This window comes from Micromonospora sp. NPDC049559 (assembly GCF_040676675.1).
Lineage (GTDB): Bacteria > Actinomycetota > Actinomycetes > Mycobacteriales > Micromonosporaceae > JBFAPK01.
In genome coordinates this window covers 686,003-702,212 of the sequence record NZ_JBFAPK010000001.1, presented here as the reverse complement: position 1 = coordinate 702,212, position 16,210 = coordinate 686,003, and the positions used below count along the sequence as shown (strand labels likewise).

Below are 16,210 nucleotides of genomic sequence, written 5' to 3'. Positions count from 1 at the left end.
CGCCCCGCCCGCGCCCCCCCCCCCGCGCCGCCCCCCGCCCCCCCCCCACGCCCGGGCGCCGGGGGGCCCGCCCCCGCCGCCGCCCCCCGGCCGGGGCCGGCGCGATAGCCGGTAGCGGTCAGAGCCAGCCGTTGCGCCGGAACCAGCGGTACAGCACCAGTGATGCGGCCAACATGAGCGTCAACACGGTCGGGTAGCCGTAGACCCAGCGCAGTTCGGGCATGAAGTCGAAGTTCATGCCGTAGATCCCGGCGATGGCGGTCCAGACCGCGGCGATCGCGGCCCACGCCGCGATCTTCCGCATGTCGTTGTTCTGCTCCACCGTCACCTGGGCGAGCCGCGCCTGGAGGATCGAGTTGAGCAGGTCGTCGTACGAGGCCACCTGCTCGACCGTACGGGTCAGGTGGTCCTGCACGTCCCGGAAGTAGCGCCGGATCTCCTTCGGCACGTCGGCCCGGGCCGTCGGGCCGGTCAGCGTCAGCATCGGGCGCTGCAACGGCACCACGGCCCGCTTGAACTCCACCAGTTCCCGCTTCATCTGGTAGATCCGCTGGATCCGGCTGTGCGTGTTGCGCCCGAACACCTGCGCTTCCAGGGTGTCGAGGTCGTCCTCGACCTGGTCGGCCACCTCCAGGTAGAGGTCCACCACCCGGTCGGTGACCGCGTACGCCACCGCCCAGGGGCCGTGCGCCAGCAGCTCCTGCTTGCTCTCCAGGTCGGCCCGGAGCGGCGAGAGCCGGCAGGCGTCGCCGTGCCGGACGCTGATCACGAACTGCGGCCCTATGAAGAGCATCACCTGGCCGGTCTCGACCACCTCGGAGTTCTCGGTCAGCTCGCCGTGCTCCACGTAGCGCGCGGTGCGGAGCACCAGGAAGCTCACGTCGCCGAAGCGCTCCAGCTTGGGTCGCTGCTCCGCCTTGACGGCGTCCTCGACGGCCAGCTCGTGCAGGCCGAACGTCTCGGCGATGGCGGCCATCTCGGCCGGGCCCGGCTCGTGCAGCCCCAACCAGACGAACCCCTGCTGTTCGCGCCGCGCGGCGGCGAGCGCCTCGGCGTAGCCGTGCTCGCCGGGCTGGCGTACCCCGTCGACGTAGAGACCGCAGTCGACGACCGAGCTGCGCTCGTCGGGGGCCTGCCGGGGGCGCGGCTGACTACCCTCGGTGTTGAGCATGCGGGTCATCGCGCGCACCGGCGCGGTCCAGGCCGGCCGCGCCCTTACCATCCGCACGTCCCGGTCACCCGTACGCCGGTCCCGATCAATCCGGTCCGTCATCGCGCCTTGCCTCCCTCCGCCGGTATGCATCGCGGATTGCAGGCTACGCCGACCGAGCGACGATCGAATGATCAAGAGCTGGGGCCGACCGCCGCCCCTGCTCGCCTCGGCCGGTGCTGCCGGACGGCGCCGGGTGGGGACGGGTCCGACCGCGCCGGGCTGTTTCTCCTTGGCCGGTGCTGCCGTGCGGCGCCGGGTGGGGACGATCCGGCTGCTTCTCCTTTGGGGCGGCGCCGGGTGGACCGGCCGCGTCGGGGGGTGAGGTGCGGGCGGCCCACCCGGCGCCTTGGGGGGCGGGGGGTTCTGCCTACGCGCCCCGCCGATTCGACGGCGGGCGCTGGCAGCATTGTGTGCCTCTTGCCGGCCCGGTGGGAACCCCGGACCGGCAATGACGAGGAATTGTCGGATACCCGACAGAAATTGCCGACGGTGCGCGGCGAACCTCAGCGCCGTACGGCCTCGACCGCCTCGGCCAGCCGGCGTACGCCAGTTTCGATCTTGTCGACCGTGACCGCCGAGTACGCCAGCCGCACCGCGTGCTGCCCGCCGTCGAGCGCGAAGTCGCTGCCCTTGACCACGGCCACCCCCCGCTCGGCGGCGGCGCGGGCCAGGTCGTCGCCGCGTACGTCCGCCGGCAGCTCGATCCAGAGGAAGTAGCCGCCGTCCGGCTCCACGAACTGGGCCGCGGGGATGTACGTCCGCAGCGAGTCGGCCAGTACCCGGGCCCGCTCGCCGAGCGCGGCGCGGACGGTCTCGACCGAGCGGCCGATGTCACCGGAGACGCAGAACTGGTGCACCGTGCCCTGCGCCACCATCCCCGGGGAGATGTAAAGGTTGGTCGCCCGCTTCGCGATGTCGGCGATCAGCGACGCCGGCCCGACCAGGTACCCGACCCGGACGCCGGGGCAGATGGTCTTGGTGAAGCTGGAGGCGTGGACCACCACGCCCCGGTCGTCCAGGGAGAGCATGGTGGGCAGCTGCTCGCCCCGGAACCGGATGTCCGCGTACGGGTCGTCCTCGAAGATGACGAAGCCGTACTGGGCGGCCAGATCGAGCAGCGCGTGCCGCTTCTCCAGCGACAGCGTGACCCCCGCCGGGTTCTGGTAGTTCGGGATGATGTGGGCGACCTTGGGGCGTACGCCGGATTCAAGCAGCTTGCTCAGCTCGTCGGTGTCCACCCCGTCCGGCTGGATGGTCACCGCGTGGATCTCGCCACCGGCCTGTCGCAGGTTCAGCAGCGTCCGGTCGTAGGTCGGCCGCTCCACCACGACCGCGTCACCGGGCTCCACGAGGTAGTCGAAGAGGAAGGCGTCGGCCTGCAGGGATCCGTTCGTCACCAGGACCTGGTCGACCTCGACGCCGTGCTTGGCGGCAATCCACTCCCGCAGTGGCGCGTAGCCGGCCGACGGGCCGTAGGCGGTGATCCCGGCCGGATCGGCCTCGAAGGCACGCAGCGTCGCGGCCTTGAGCCCGTCGATATCGATGATGTCCAACGAGGGCGCCCCGCGGGCAAAGGAGATCAGCTGCTCGGCAGTCATGACTACTGAGCGTACGGGTGACCATGGCCACAACGGCGCAGGTATGCCCGTGTCCGCATGGTGAGCCCCCGCCCGGGGGAAAGCGGCGACTTCCGCCCTCCGGCCCGGGGCGGGAGTCCGCGTCCGACCGCCGCGGCGGGCTCGGGGCCGGGCCCCGGGGGACGGCCGCGCACCGGGGGAACCACGCACTATTGCGAGGTCCCGCGGGTCGCTACTGTCGTACGGTGTCCACCGAGCCCCTACGCTGCGCCGGCGCTCTGATCGTCGACGACGACGGCCGGATCTTCTTCCAGCGCCGCTCCCCGCACCGGCGCCTATTTCCCAATTGCTGGGACGTCGTCGGCGGCCACCTGGAGCCGGGCGAGACGGTCGAGGAGGCGCTGCGCCGCGAGGTCGAGGAGGAGACCGGCTGGACGCTGTCCCACGTACTGGGCGCCGTCGGCGAGTACCGCTACACCGGCGACGACGGGCTCGCGCGGCTGGAGACCGACTTCCTGGTACGCGTCGACGGCGACCTGGGCCGCCCGCGGCTGGAGGTCGGCAAGCACACCGAGTTCCGCTGGCTCACCGAGGGGGAACTGGCCGTGCTCGACGAGCACCGTCACGTCAACGATGGCCTGATCCGCCGCATCGCCGAGGACGGGTTCGCCGCGCTGCACTCGATCGGCCTGTGAGCGACGAGGATCCGCTGGCGCCGTACCTCCTCGCGGGGCGGGTCGCGCCGGCCGTCGACCGGGTCTTCACGGCGGCGATGCGGGCGAGCCGGGACCGGGGCGGGATCGAGCTGGGCAAGCGGTACGGCGGCCCGGCCGCGATCGGCTTCCTGATCGACTTCCGGACCCGGCTGGCGGCCCCCTACGGCGTGGTCAGCGGCGCCGGCTTCGCGGCGGTCACCCGGTACGCCGACCCGGCCGAGTGCCAGCGGGTGCTGGACAAGCAGCTGGCGCACGGAATGATCCACCGGGTCGACGGCGGCTTCGCCGCGACCACCCGCGGCCACGCCTTCCTCCAGGAGCTCTACCAGCTGCACGCCGGAGTGACGGCCGAGATCTGGTCCGGGCACGCGGAACGGGTCGCCCGGCTGGTGGAGGCGCTCGGCCGGCTGCTCGCAGCGGCGGCCACCGACGGCGGCGACGCCTTCCACGCCATGGCACCCCCGCACGAGCCGGACGGCACGCCGCCCGGCGTTCTGCTGCTGAACCGGCTCGGCAGCCTCCGCTACCACCGGGCCGACGCGCACGCCGCCGCCTGGCAGGCGGCCGGGCACACCGCCCGGAGCATCACCGCCCTCGCCCCGGGACCGGAGCGCGAGGCGATCGAGGCGGAAACCGACCGTCGGGCGGCCGGACCGTACGAGGTACTGCCGCCGGCGCAGCGGCTGACCTTCCTCGCCGACCTGGCCGCCCTGCCCGGCTGACCCGGGCCGACGCCGCGCACGCACGGGCCGACCCGGGCTCGCGCACACGCCAGCTCCGGCGCTCGGGCCGGCCTGAACCGGACGCCGCGGGGAAACCGGATGTGACGGGCGGTTTAACCCCGTACCAAGAACGGACGAACGGGCGCGATCCACTGGCCCACCCGGCCCGGAGCTATCCTCCGTGCGGTGGCCGGCGCCGCGCCCGCGGGCGGGGACCGGCCGCCGAGGTACCGGCCGTCGCCGTGGTGGCCCCCGTCGTGAGGAAGGAACCCGAGATGATCGGTCTGGTGCTCGCCGCCGGTGCCGGGCGTCGCCTGCGCCCGTACACCGACACACTGCCCAAGGCGCTCGTGCCCGTGGACGGCGAGACGACGATCCTCGACATCGCGCTGCGCAACCTGGCCGAGGTCGGGCTGACCGACGTCACCGTGGTGGTGGGGTACCGCGCGGAGGCGGTCGAGTCCCGCCAGGCCGCGCTGCAGGAGCGGTACGGCGTACGGCTGACCCTGGTCCACAACGACAAGGCCGAGGAGTGGAACAACGCCTACTCCCTCTGGCTGGCCCGGGACCACTTCGCCAAGGGCGCGCTGCTGGTCAACGGCGACACCGTGCACCCGGTCGGGGTGGAGAAGACCCTGCTCGCCCAGCGCGGTCCCGGCATCCTGCTCGCGGTCGACGACATCAAGCGGCTCGCCGACGAGGAGATGAAGACCACCTTCGACGCGAACGGCCAGCTGACCCGGATCACGAAGCTGATGGACCCGGCCGAGGCGTACGGGGAGTACATCGGCGCGACCCTGATCGAACCGCACGTCGCCGCGGAGTTGGCCGACGCGCTGGAGACCACCTGGCGGCGCGACCCGAACCTCTACTACGAGGACGGCTACCAGGAGTTCGCCGACCGGGGTGGCGAGGTGCGGGCCGCCTCGATCGGCGAGGTCGACTGGGTCGAGGTCGACAACCACGCGGACCTGGCCCGGGCGCGGGAGATCGCATGCCGCTACTAGCCCGTACGGTCATGACCCCGCTCGCCATCGACGTGCGCCGGGGTGCGGTCGCCGACCTCGGCCCGATCCTGGCCGACGGGCGGATCTCGTCCGGCGGTGACGTGGCGGTGGTGGTCGGCCCCGGGCAGGGGGAGCGGATCGCCGAGCTGATCCAGCCCTCGCTGCGCTCGGCCGACGTCTTCACGGTCTCCGGGGGCACGCTGGAGGCCGCGGACGACCTCGGCGGGAAGCTGCGCGCCCGCTCGTACGACGCGGTGGTGGGCATCGGCGGCGGCAAGACCATCGACGTCGCCAAGTACGCGGCGACGCGGCGCGGGCTGCCGATGGTCTCGATCGCGACCAGCCTGGCCAACGACGGCATCGCGTCGCCGGTCGCCAGCCTGGTCAGCGACGGGATCAAGGGCTCGTACGGGGTGCACATCCCGATCGCCGTCCTGGTCGACCTGGACTTCGTGGAGAGCGGTCCGGAGCGGCACAACCGGGCCGGCATCGGCGACGTGGTGAGCAACATCAGCGCGCTCGCCGACTGGGAACTCGCCCGCGAGGTACGCGGCGAGCCGGTCGACGGCCTGGCCGCCTCGCTGGCCCGGATGGCCGCCGAGGCCCTGCTCAGCCACCCGGGCGACATGGCCGACGACGCCTTCGTCACGGTCCTCGCCGAAGGGCTGATCGCCAGTGGCCTGGCGATGGCGGTCTGCGGCACCAGCCGGCCCTCCAGCGGCGGCTGCCACGAGATCATGCACGCCGTCGACGCGCTCTTCCCGGAGACCGCCTCGCACGGGGAACTCGCCGGACTCGGCGCGCTCTTCTGCACCTGGCTGCGCGGCGACCGGCCCCGCTTCGCCCAGATGTCGGCCTGCCTGGCCCGGCACAACCTGCCCCGGCTCCCGTCCGACGTGGGGCTCACCGACGACCAGTTCGTCCGGGCCGTGCAGTTCGCGCCGCGCACCCGGCCGGACCGGTACACCATCCTCGAACACCTGGACCTGTCGCCCGAGCAGACCGCGCAGCGGCTGGCAGACTACGGCGATGCACTCCGCAACCACCTCAACTGAGCCGTTCCGCCCCGGCGCCGCCGATTTCTACCGGGTCAACCGGGGCGGTGGGCTGTTCAGCGAGGCGATCAGCCAGCGGCTCGGGGCCGCCTTCGCGCTCACCGCGCACCGGCTCGGGCTCAGCCCGACCGCGTTGACGCTGGCGAATCTGGTGCTCGGGCTCGCCGTCTCGGTCACCGCGGTGGCGCTCGCCGACCGGGTCGCCGCCGGCGCCGTACCGGCCTGGGCCGTCGGGCTGGCCGCGCTGCTCGGCTGGCAGGTGGCGTACGCGCTCGACTGCGCGGACGGGCAGTTGGCCCGGGTCACCGGCCAGGGCAGCCCGGCGGGGGCCCGGATCGACGTGCTCTGCGACGTGGCGGCGCAGATCGCACTGGTGACGGCGCTGGGCACGACGGCCGTGGCGCAGCGCCCCGGCACCCCGGTCTGGCTGGTAGCGGCGTTCGCGGGCACCTGGATGGTCAACCTGGTGACCTCCGTGATGCAGTCGGGGCCGAACGCGGCGAGCATGGTCACCTCGACCTCCCTGCCGGTACGGGTGGTGAAGCTGGTCCGCGACTACGGCGCCGTGATCACGCTGACGGGGCTGGTGCTGACGTTCGCCCCGCAGTGGAGCGTCTGGGTGGTCGCCGCCTTCACCGTGGTCAACGGCGGGTTCCTGCTCGCCAGCATCGCCTTCACCGCCCGCGCCGCACTCCGCTGACCCCGCGCCGCCGCCTCGTCGATCTAGGGCAAATCGTCGTGATTAGAGATCCACTAGCGGGGATTTGCCCTAGATCGACGGGTGCGGGGCGTCCGACGGGTGCGGGGCGTCCGCCGGGCGGCGGGCGAGGCCCGCGTACACGTCGAGCAGCCGGCCCGTGACCACGTCCGGGTGGAAGGTGCGCTCGTAGCGGGCGCGGGCCAGCGGCGCCAGCGCGGCCGCGCGCTCGCGGGCCGCCGGCAGCGCGGCGGCCAGCGCGGCCGGCTCCGGCGGTACCACCCAGCCGGCGGCGGTCGCCGGATCGTCCATGCCGACCAGGTACGGCACGCCGCCGAGCGCGGTACCGAGCACCGGCCGGCCGCTGGCCAGCGCCTCGATCACGACGGTGGGCAGGACGTCGTGCCAGGTCGGTACGGCCAGCACGACGGCGGTGTCCCGCAGTGCCGCGCGCACCCCGTCCCGGTCCAGCACGCCCAGGTACTCGACGTCCGACCGCTCGACGGCCTCGGCCTCGACCAGCTCCCGCAGCTCCCCGTCGCCGGCGATCCGCAACCGGCCGAGGCTCCCCTCCGGGTGCTGCCGCCAGGCGTTGAGCAGCAGCGCGACCCCCTTTTCCGGGGAGAGCCGGCCGTAGAAGAGGAAGCCGTCGCCGAGCGGCGCGGGCGCGCCCGGGTCGGGGATCGCGTTCGGCTTGACCACGATCCGCTCGGCCGGGATGCCGTAGTCGCGCAGGTGCTCGGCGACGGCCGAGGTGAGGGCGATGTAGCGGTCCACCGAACGCCAGGTGGGCCGGTGCACGGCCAGGGTGGTCGCCATCAGCGCGCTCTGCGCCCGGGAGTTGCGGTAGCAGCGGTGCACGATCGCGGGTACGCCCAGCGCCCGGCCCCGGCAGTCCTGGCAGATGTGCCCGTCCCGGTAGTAGACGCCGGAGGAGCAGACCTGGCGGTAGTTGTGCACGGTCTGTACCACCGGCACGCCGTACCGGTGCGCGGTCCGGACCACCCAGGGCGAGAGCAGCGGGTACGGGTTGTGCAGGTGCAGCACGTCCGGCCGGTGCGTCCGGAGCAGCTCGGCCAGGTCGTGCTGGGCCCGCGGCGCGTAGATCGGCGAGATCGGCAGCAGCGCCTTGGCGGTCTTGGGCATGGTGGGGATCTCGTCCGAGCTGCGCAGGAACGGCAGCACCTCGACCCCGGCCGCCCCGAGCTGGGCGATCTCCAGGTCGACGATCACGTTCTCGCCGGAGGGAGCCGCCTCCCGGTACCGGTTGTGCGCAACGACCACCTTCACGGTGTTCACCTTCCGTCCGCGGCTGCCGGGCTGGTCCCGGTCCCGCCGGCCGGGGCTCCTCGTGCTCGCCGGCCGGGCTGGTCTCGTCGGCGCCGGCGGGGCTCGCGGAGATCGCTCCCCCTCGCTGGCTCGTACAGACGCTACCGTTGGTGACGTGCCCGAGTTACCCGAGGTGGAGGCGCTCGCCGGTTACCTGCGTGAGCGGGCCGTCGGCCACCGCGTCGAGCGGCTGGAGATCTCCGCGATCAGCGCGCTCAAGACGTACGACCCCGCGCCGTCGACGGCGTCGGGGCGGGCGGTCGTGGACGCCCGGCGGCACGGCAAGTTCCTCGACGTGGTCCTCGACGGCGAGCTGCACCTGGTGGTCCACCTGGCCCGCGCCGGCTGGCTGCACTACCGGGAGTCGTTTCCGTCCGCCACGCCGCTGAAACCGGGCAAGGGCCCCATCGCGGTACGGGTACGCCTCGACGACGGCTCCGGCTTCGACCTGACCGAGGCCGGCACCCAGAAGAAGCTCGCGGCGTACCTGGTGATGGACCCCGGGCAGGTGCCGGGGGTGGCCAAGCTGGGCCCGGACGCGCTCGCGGCCGACCTGGAGACCTTCGCGGCGCGGCTGCGCAGCCGGCGGGGCCAGGTCAAGGGGGTGCTCACCGACCAGCAGGTGCTGGCCGGGGTCGGCAACGCGTACTCCGACGAGATCCTGCACGCGGCCAGGCTCTCGCCGTTCGCGATCACCGACCGGCTCACGGAGGCGCAGCTCGCCGCGCTGCACGAGGCGACCCGGGCGGTGCTGGGCGACGCCGTGGCCCGATCGGTGGGGCAGCGGGCGGCCGAGTTGAAGGGCGAGAAGCGCTCGGGCCTGCGGGTCCACGCCCGGACTGGCCTTCCCTGTCCCGTCTGTGGCGATACGGTGCGCGAGGTCTCGTTCGCCGATTCGAGCCTCCAGTACTGCCCGACCTGCCAGACCGGGGGCAAGCCGCTCGCTGACCGTCGGCTGTCCCGGCTTGTGCGGTGAGTAACCAGATTCGCCAGCAGGGGAAGGAATGCCGCACGAGCGGTACAACTGCCCAGCGCGCAGCCCTTCCACGGACCCCATCCATCGGTATAGTGACTCGGTCTACCGGCTCCGTCTTCGGGGGTGGCCGGCCGGCTCCCACCGCGCGGCGGTGGGGCGTAATGTCCCTCGGGTCGAGTTCTCCCGGGTGTCGCGGTGGGAGACTGTGACGGTGGGCGACCCGAGCCCTTATGGCGAGTGGGCAGCGCGTGTCATGCGGGAGGACGTAGGTGAGGTGACGACAAGCCTCCAGCGTCCGGTAGGCAACTCAGGCCGGACCAACTATGCGCGGCACGTCGACAGCTTCGAGATCCAGCCGCCGACGCCCAACCCGACCAACGGCGTACCCCGCTCCGCGTGGGCGCGGGCCCGCCGGCGCGTCTCCCGGTGGCACCGGCCCTACACCGTCGTCCTCGTCCTGCTCGACTTCGGCGCGGCGGCGCTGGCCAGCTGGATCGCCATCGCCCTGCTTCCCCAGGCCAACTCGGGCTTCTCCGGCTGGCACAACTGGTTCTACGGCATCGCGTACGGTTTCCTCCCGCTCGGCTGGCTGCTGGTGCTCTGGGGCAACCGGGCGTACGACCGCCGCTACCTGGGCCTCGGCGCCGACGAGTTCAAACGGGTGGTCCGGGCCGCGGTGACCGTGGCCGCCACCGTCTCGTTCATCGCCTTCGCCAGGCAGCTCGACCTGTCCCGGCTTTCGGTCGCCACCGCGTTGGTCGGCGCGATGGTGCTGATCCTGCTCGCCCGCATCCTGGCCCGGTACGTGCTGCACGTGATCCGCAAGCGGGCCGGGCACGCCGCGCACCGGATGGTGCTGGTGGGCACGCTCCCCGAGGCGCTGGAGGTCTACACCGCCGTCACCCGCAGCCCGGCCGCCGGCCTGGTGCCGGTCGCGATCCACCTCACCGACGGCTACGCCGCCGTACGCGGGATCGAGACCCCGGTGCCGGTCTACGCCGGTCGCGACGTGCTCGCCCTGGTCCGCGAGGTCGGCGGGGACACGATCGCGGTCTGCGGCTCGGCCAGCGCGGAACCGGGCGAGCTGCGCCGGCTCGCCTGGCAGCTGGAGGGCTCCGGGGTCGACTTGATCGTCGCCCCGCAGCTGACCGACATCGCCGGCCCCCGGGTGCACATCCGGCCCATCGAGGGCCTGCCGCTGCTGCACGTCGAGGAACCGACCCTGTCGGGTCCGGCCCTGCTGGTGAAAAACCTGATGGACCGGGTCGCGGCCGGTCTCGGGCTGTTGCTGCTCATCCCGCTCTTCATCGTGATCGCGCTCGCGATCCGGATCTCCGACCCCGGTCCGGTCTTCTTCCGGCAGCCCCGGGTCGGGCACGAGGGCCGTACGTTCCGGGTCTGGAAGTTCCGCACCATGTACGTCGACGCCGAGGATCGGCTCGCCGGGCTGGTCGACCAGAACGAGACCGACGGCATGCTCTTCAAGATCAAGCAGGATCCGCGGGTCTTCCCGGTCGGCCGCTTCCTGCGGGCCAGCTCCCTCGACGAGCTGCCCCAGCTGATCAACGTGCTCTGGGGCGAGATGTCCCTGGTCGGCCCCCGCCCGCTCCCCGCCGACGACGGCGACTTCCTCGGCGACGTCCGCCGCCGCCTGCTGGTCCGCCCCGGCATGACCGGCCTGTGGCAGGTCTCCGGCCGCTCCGACCTCTCCTGGGACGAGGCGGTCCGGCTGGACCTCTACTACGTCGACAACTGGTCCCTCGCCTACGACCTCAGCATCCTCTGGCGCACCATCGGCGTCGTCCTCGCCCGCAAGGGCGCGTACTGAGTTTCTGGCCCTCGCTCCGCTCGGGCGGCTCGCGCGCCCGGAAAGCCGCCCTGTAGGCGCCAGTCGCTCCAGTCGCTTCGCTCCCTCCGCTTGGTGACGCCTGCGGGCGGCGGCGCGACTCGCAGGCGGGGGACGGCGCGGGTTGCGACATTGCCCCGGGGCCGTCGAGCGGTTTAGATCTGTGCGTGAGGGCGAACCTGTCCGCGGCGCTCGCGGTCGTCGCGCTGGTGAGCGCGCTCGGCGCCGCCATGTTCGCGGTGGTACGGCTGCGGGCCCGCCGGAGCATCGCCACGGCGACCCAGCGGGCGACGTACGACGTGCTGCACACCGCCGGACTCGCCGCCGACCCGCTGCGCACCGGCCTCAGCGCGACCGCCGCCGGGAAGGCCGTACGCCACCTGCGCACCCTGGTCGGGGCGGCCGGTCTCGCCCTCTTCGACGCCAACGGCCTGCTCGCGCTCGACGGGCGGGGCGGCCACCACGGCGAGCAACTGGCCGCGGCCGCCCGCCGGGCGATCACCAGCGACCGGTCGGCGGTACTGGGTCAGTCGGAGCTGCACTGCGACCGGGTGGACTGCCCGGTCCGGGGTGCCGTGGTGGCGCCGCTGGCCGGGCCGGGGCGGGCGACCGGCGCGCTGGTCGCCGTCGCCGACGACCACCCCGCCCCCGGCCTGGTGCAGGCGACCCTGGAGACCGCCCACTGGGCGAGCACCCAGCTCGCGCTGGCCGAACTCGACTCGTCGCGGGAGCGGCTGGCCCGCGCCGAGGTACGGGCGCTCCGGGCGCAGATCAGCCCGCACTTCATCTACAACGCGCTGACCGCGATCGCCTCGTTCGTCCGTACCGACCCGGAGCGGGCCCGCGAACTGATCCTGGAGTTCGCCGAGTTCACCCGGTACTCGTTCCGGGCCCACGGCGAGTTCACCACGCTCGCCGAGGAGCTTCGCTCGATCGACCGCTACCTCACGATCGAGCGCGCCCGGTTCGGCGACCGGTTGCAGGTACGCCTCCAGATCGCGCCCGAGGTGCTACCGGTCGGCGTGCCGTTCCTCTGCCTGCAACCGCTGGTCGAGAACGCGGTACGGCACGGCCTGTCCCGCAAGCCCGGTACCGGCATGGTCAGCATCGAGGCGCGGGACGCGGGCGCCGAGTGCCACATCACCGTGGAGGACGACGGCGTCGGCATGGACCCGGCGGTACTGGTGGCGGGCCTGGCGGCGGGCGACCCGGAGTCGTCCGCGGACCCGGTCGAGGACTCCGGCCAGCACGTCGGACTCTCCAACGTGGACGAGCGGCTCCGCTCCGTCTTCGGCGACCAGTACGGGCTGGTCGTGGAGACCGGGGTCGGGTCGGGTACGAAGGTGAGCATGCGGATCCCGAAGTTCCACCGGCACGTACGGGCCAGTGCGTGACCGGCCGCGGCGGTGAGGAGTGGACGTGACCGGCTTCCTGCGCGTGCTCGCGGTGGACGACGAACCGCCTGCCCTGGACGAGTTGGCCTACCACCTGCGCGCGGATCCACGGGTGGCCCGCCTGCACACCGCCTCGGACGCCACCGAGGCGCTGCGGGTGCTGCGCGACACCGACGTCGACGCGGTCTTCCTGGACATCCGCATGCCCGGTCTCGACGGGATGGAGCTGGCCCGGCTGTTGCGCCGGTTCGCACGGCCGCCGGCGATCGTCTTCGTCACCGCGTACGACGACGCGGCGGTGGACGCCTTCGACCTGGGCGTCACCGACTACGTGCGCAAGCCGGTACGGGCCGAGCGGCTGGCCGAGTCGCTGCGCCGGGTGGTCGGCTCCCGGGTGGTACCGAGCCACCCCGCCGCGCTGGCCCGGGCGGAGGAGGACCCGACGATCCCGGTGGAGCTGGCGGGGACCACGCGGATGCTGCCGCGCTCGGCCGTACGGTGGGTCGAGGCGCAGGGCGACTACGCGCGGCTGCACACGGCCGAGAGCTCCCACCTGGTCCGGGTGCCGCTGGCGACGCTCGCCGAGCGCTGGGCCGACGCCGGGTTCGTCCGGATCCACCGCTCGTACCTGGTGCAGCTTCGGTTGATCGCCGAGCTGCGGCTGGCCAACTCCGGTTACGTGGTGGTGGTCGACGGCACCGAGCTGCCGGTCAGCCGCCGGCACACCAGGGAGCTGAAGGACAAGCTGGTCCGCGCGGCGAAACAGGACTGGAACCGGTAGCCGGCGGGGTCGGGACAAGATCCAGGCAGGCACGCGGGGCCGGGATGGAGTCCACGCCGTCGGGCAGGGGCGGACCGGAGCCGGGGTCGAAGCGGATCCAGCGCCCGCCGGCTGGGGGTGGACCGGAACCGGGCGGTCGGTGGAGTTTTCCACATCGTCCACGCCGACGTACGCGCTGGTCCGACCCACTGTCGAGCGAGTTATCCACAACCTTGGGCGACTATCCACAGGTTATCCACCACTCCCTCGGCCGACTCGGCCCGTACGAGTCCCGCCCGAACGGCCGAGACCAGGCGCGGCGGCGGTGAAATATCGTCGCCCGGTCAATCTCGACCCGGGGCGCGGATCGACGCATGCATATGCACGGCAAACGGGCGTCCCGGCAGTCGCTCTCTCTCCCTTGAGGACGTCAATTGCGATTTCCCCTGACGCGCCGCGCCGTCCTGGCCGGCGCGACACTCGGGGCCGTCGTCCTGGTGGGGTCACCCCCCGCGGCGGCGGCCACCGGCACCGGATCGATCACCGGCCACCTCACCACGGCCAGCGGCGCGGCAGCCGCCAACGCCCGGGTGGACCTCTATGCCGAAAAGCCCTTCGAGACCAGGGAATACGTCAGCTCCACACGGGCCGACGGCGGCGGTAACTACCGCTTCGGCAATCTCGGCACGGGGTCGTACTTCCTCGGCTTCGCGCCGGAGGGCGGGCCCGAGCAGTACCACCTGCACAAGCGGAGCCTCTCGGACGCCGACGGCATCGCGGTCGTCAACGGAACGGCGACCCGGGTGGACGAGCAACTCCTGGCCGGCGGCACCATCGTCGGCCAGATCAAGGACGCCGCCGGCGCTCCCGTCCCCGCGTTGAGCATCTTCGCCCGGCAGATGGAGACCGGGGACAGCGCGTACGGTTTCACCGACGACGACGGCCGTTACCGGATCTCCGCGCTGCCCGGCCGGTACGTCGTCTCCTTCACACCCGTCCCGGGGTCGTACCAGGACCAGTACGTACCGGGGCAGATCGACGAAGCCGCGGCCACCGTGTTCGAGGTACGGCCGAACGAGGAGGTTGTCGCCGACGACACCGCGCTCGGCACGGGCAGCCTGTCGGGGCGGCTCACCGCGCCCAACGGCGCGCCGCTGGCCGGGGCCTACGTCAGGGCCGAGCCCGGGTACGAGACCACGACCGCCGACGACAACGGAGAGTTCACCCTCCCGACCCTGCTGGCCGGCGCGTACCGGGTCTCGTTCGAGCATGGCGACCGCTACCAGTACTACCGGGGCAAGCTCGACTACGAGCACGCCGACCAGGTCGTGGTGACGGCGAACCAGGACGCCCGAATCGCCGACAGCCTGCTGCCGACCGGTTCGGTCCGCGTCCTCGCCGTCGACGCCGACACGGGCGCGCCGGTCGCCAACTTCTGCGCGGACGGTGAATGCAGCAACGGCACCGGGGCGGTGATTCTGAGCGGACTGCCGGAGGGCAGCCGCCAGCAGTTCTACGTCCGCACCGAGGACGGCAGCTACTTCCCGCAGGAAACCCCGTTCGTCGAGGTCCAGGCGAACAAGACGGTCGACGTCACGGTCCGGCTGCGGCTCGCCGGTCGGATCACCACCACCGTCGTCGACCGCGCGACGGGCGCGCCCCTGGCCGACGTCTGCGTCTTCGCGCTCACCGTACGGAACCCGCACCTGCCCGACGGCTACGGCGATTGCACCGACGGCGCCGGACGGATGACCATCGGCCCGCTGGAGGCCGGCTCGTACAACCTCTTCGCCGATCCCGGCTGGTCGGATCCGCCGTCGGGATACGGGCGGCAGTGGGTCGGCGCGTCGGGCGGCACCGGCGACCAGCGCGCGGTGGTGACCGTGCTGGTTAAGGCGGGGACGACCGTCGCCGGCCCGAGGGTGCTGCTCGACAGGGCGGGCACCATCTCGGGCCGGGTGACCGACAAGGCGACCGGTGCTCCGGTCGTTGACGCGCGGGTGAGCCTCCTCTCCTACCACGCCGGCTCCGGCCCGCCCGAGGACATCACCACCGACGCCAACGGCAGGTACCAGATCACGGAGCTGGGCCCGTACGAGTGGCCCCTGCTCTTCCTGGGTTACGACGATTACCCGGACCAGTGGTCGGGCGGCGTGGCCAGTCGGTACGAGGCGACTCGGATCAAGGTCCCGGCCGGTGGCACCGCCACGTACGACATCGGCCTGCGCAAGGACTCCGTCACCGTCGACGGCACCATCACCAGCCGGGCGGGCGAGCCACTCGGGAACGGGTTCGTGCAGGCGCACAACGCCGGCACCGGCGACGTCGCCGGTACGGTCTGGGTGAATGCGGACGGGCGCTACCGGTTCCCGGTCCTGCCGAGCCAGCCCGTCTACTTCAGCTACGAGGTCGGCGACGCCGAGGGGCGGTACTACCGCAGCGAGTACGTCCCGCAGCCGGCACCGCGACGCGACGGGCGGGCCGCGCCGGCCGGTGGAGACGCGGCGGCCGGCGGGAACGCGACGGTGACGCCGGGCGCCCCGACTCCCACGGAGATCGCGAGCACCCCACCGTCGGAACCGGCCCGGCTCGTACCGCCGCGCCGGTCGCTGCCGCCAGGTGCTCCGGCACCGTCGGCCACGGTCACGCTCGCACCGACGGCCCCGCCGACCGCCGCCGCGTCGCCGGCCGGCACGCCCACGGCGCCGGCCACCACCGGTACGGCGGCGGCGACGGGTTCCGCCCCGCGCCGGCCCACGCCGCCGTCGGCCGGCGTCTATCTCGTACCGGCCAGCGGGACGCTGACCGTCGAGATCGTGGTACCGACGGACTGAACCGCGGAGCAGCGCAAACGTCGACACCACGTACGTCGACAGCACACACGGGAGGGCCGGTCCGCTCGCGGGCCGGCCCTCCCG

Annotated in this window: 13 protein-coding genes; 10 read left to right on the top strand and 3 right to left on the bottom strand. The window is 72.9% G+C overall.

The window, feature by feature from the left end; translation table 11 throughout:
• Window positions 1-118: 118 nt before the first annotated feature.
• Window positions 119-1,273, bottom strand: a complete 1,155-nt coding sequence (corA, locus tag AB0J86_RS03115) for a magnesium/cobalt transporter CorA (RefSeq protein WP_363851541.1) — start codon at window positions 1,271-1,273, stop codon at window positions 119-121.
• A gap of 443 nt (window positions 1,274-1,716) precedes the next feature.
• A complete protein-coding gene (locus AB0J86_RS03110; protein WP_363851538.1) occupies window positions 1,717-2,811 on the bottom strand; it encodes a PLP-dependent aminotransferase family protein in 1,095 nt (364 codons plus the stop codon).
• Window positions 2,812-3,035: 224 nt separating this feature from the next.
• Here AB0J86_RS03110 and AB0J86_RS03105 point away from each other — a divergent pair, with 224 nt between their 5' ends.
• The 5 genes from AB0J86_RS03105 to AB0J86_RS03085 all read left to right on the top strand — a co-directional run bounded on the left by AB0J86_RS03105 (window position 3,036) and on the right by AB0J86_RS03085 (window position 6,990).
• Window positions 3,036-3,485 carry an NUDIX domain-containing protein gene (locus AB0J86_RS03105; protein ID WP_363851535.1) on the top strand — a complete coding sequence of 150 codons (450 nt, stop codon included), beginning with the start codon at window positions 3,036-3,038 and terminating at the stop codon, window positions 3,483-3,485.
• Complete coding sequence (locus tag AB0J86_RS03100) at window positions 3,482-4,228, top strand: hypothetical protein (protein ID WP_363851532.1); 747 nt, start codon at window positions 3,482-3,484, stop codon at window positions 4,226-4,228. The genes AB0J86_RS03105 and AB0J86_RS03100 overlap by 4 nt, the downstream gene beginning before the upstream one ends.
• A gap of 275 nt (window positions 4,229-4,503) precedes the next feature.
• The gene (locus AB0J86_RS03095; protein WP_363851530.1) at window positions 4,504-5,235 is read left to right on the top strand and encodes a phosphocholine cytidylyltransferase family protein; all 732 of its coding nucleotides are present in this window, start codon (window positions 4,504-4,506) and stop codon (window positions 5,233-5,235) included.
• Entirely contained in the window at window positions 5,223-6,290 is a 1,068-nt protein-coding gene (locus AB0J86_RS03090; protein ID WP_363851527.1) for an iron-containing alcohol dehydrogenase family protein, read from the top strand. The genes AB0J86_RS03095 and AB0J86_RS03090 overlap by 13 nt, the downstream gene beginning before the upstream one ends.
• Window positions 6,265-6,990, top strand: coding sequence for a CDP-alcohol phosphatidyltransferase family protein (locus tag AB0J86_RS03085; protein WP_363851524.1), 726 nt, complete (start codon window positions 6,265-6,267; stop codon window positions 6,988-6,990). The genes AB0J86_RS03090 and AB0J86_RS03085 overlap by 26 nt, the downstream gene beginning before the upstream one ends.
• Before the next feature lie 69 nt (window positions 6,991-7,059).
• Here AB0J86_RS03085 and AB0J86_RS03080 read toward each other — a convergent pair whose 3' ends face one another.
• Window positions 7,060-8,277, bottom strand: coding sequence for a glycosyltransferase family 4 protein (locus tag AB0J86_RS03080; RefSeq protein WP_363851521.1), 1,218 nt, complete (start codon window positions 8,275-8,277; stop codon window positions 7,060-7,062).
• Window positions 8,278-8,431: 154 nt separating this feature from the next.
• Between AB0J86_RS03080 and AB0J86_RS03075 the strand changes: the two genes are divergently transcribed.
• The 5 genes from AB0J86_RS03075 to AB0J86_RS03055 all read left to right on the top strand — a co-directional run bounded on the left by AB0J86_RS03075 (window position 8,432) and on the right by AB0J86_RS03055 (window position 16,126).
• Complete coding sequence (locus tag AB0J86_RS03075; RefSeq protein WP_363851518.1) at window positions 8,432-9,292, top strand: DNA-formamidopyrimidine glycosylase family protein; 861 nt, start codon at window positions 8,432-8,434, stop codon at window positions 9,290-9,292.
• 253 nt (window positions 9,293-9,545) lie between these two features.
• Window positions 9,546-11,120, top strand: a complete 1,575-nt coding sequence (locus tag AB0J86_RS03070; RefSeq protein WP_363851515.1) for a sugar transferase — start codon at window positions 9,546-9,548, stop codon at window positions 11,118-11,120.
• A gap of 185 nt (window positions 11,121-11,305) precedes the next feature.
• Window positions 11,306-12,532: a histidine kinase gene (locus AB0J86_RS03065; protein WP_363851513.1), complete on the top strand. Its 1,227-nt coding sequence runs from the start codon at window positions 11,306-11,308 to the stop codon at window positions 12,530-12,532.
• A gap of 25 nt (window positions 12,533-12,557) precedes the next feature.
• Window positions 12,558-13,313: a LytTR family DNA-binding domain-containing protein gene (locus AB0J86_RS03060; RefSeq protein ID WP_363851511.1), complete on the top strand. Its 756-nt coding sequence runs from the start codon at window positions 12,558-12,560 to the stop codon at window positions 13,311-13,313.
• 413 nt (window positions 13,314-13,726) lie between these two features.
• Complete coding sequence (locus AB0J86_RS03055) at window positions 13,727-16,126, top strand: carboxypeptidase regulatory-like domain-containing protein (RefSeq protein ID WP_363851508.1); 2,400 nt, start codon at window positions 13,727-13,729, stop codon at window positions 16,124-16,126.
• Window positions 16,127-16,210 lie beyond the last annotated feature (84 nt).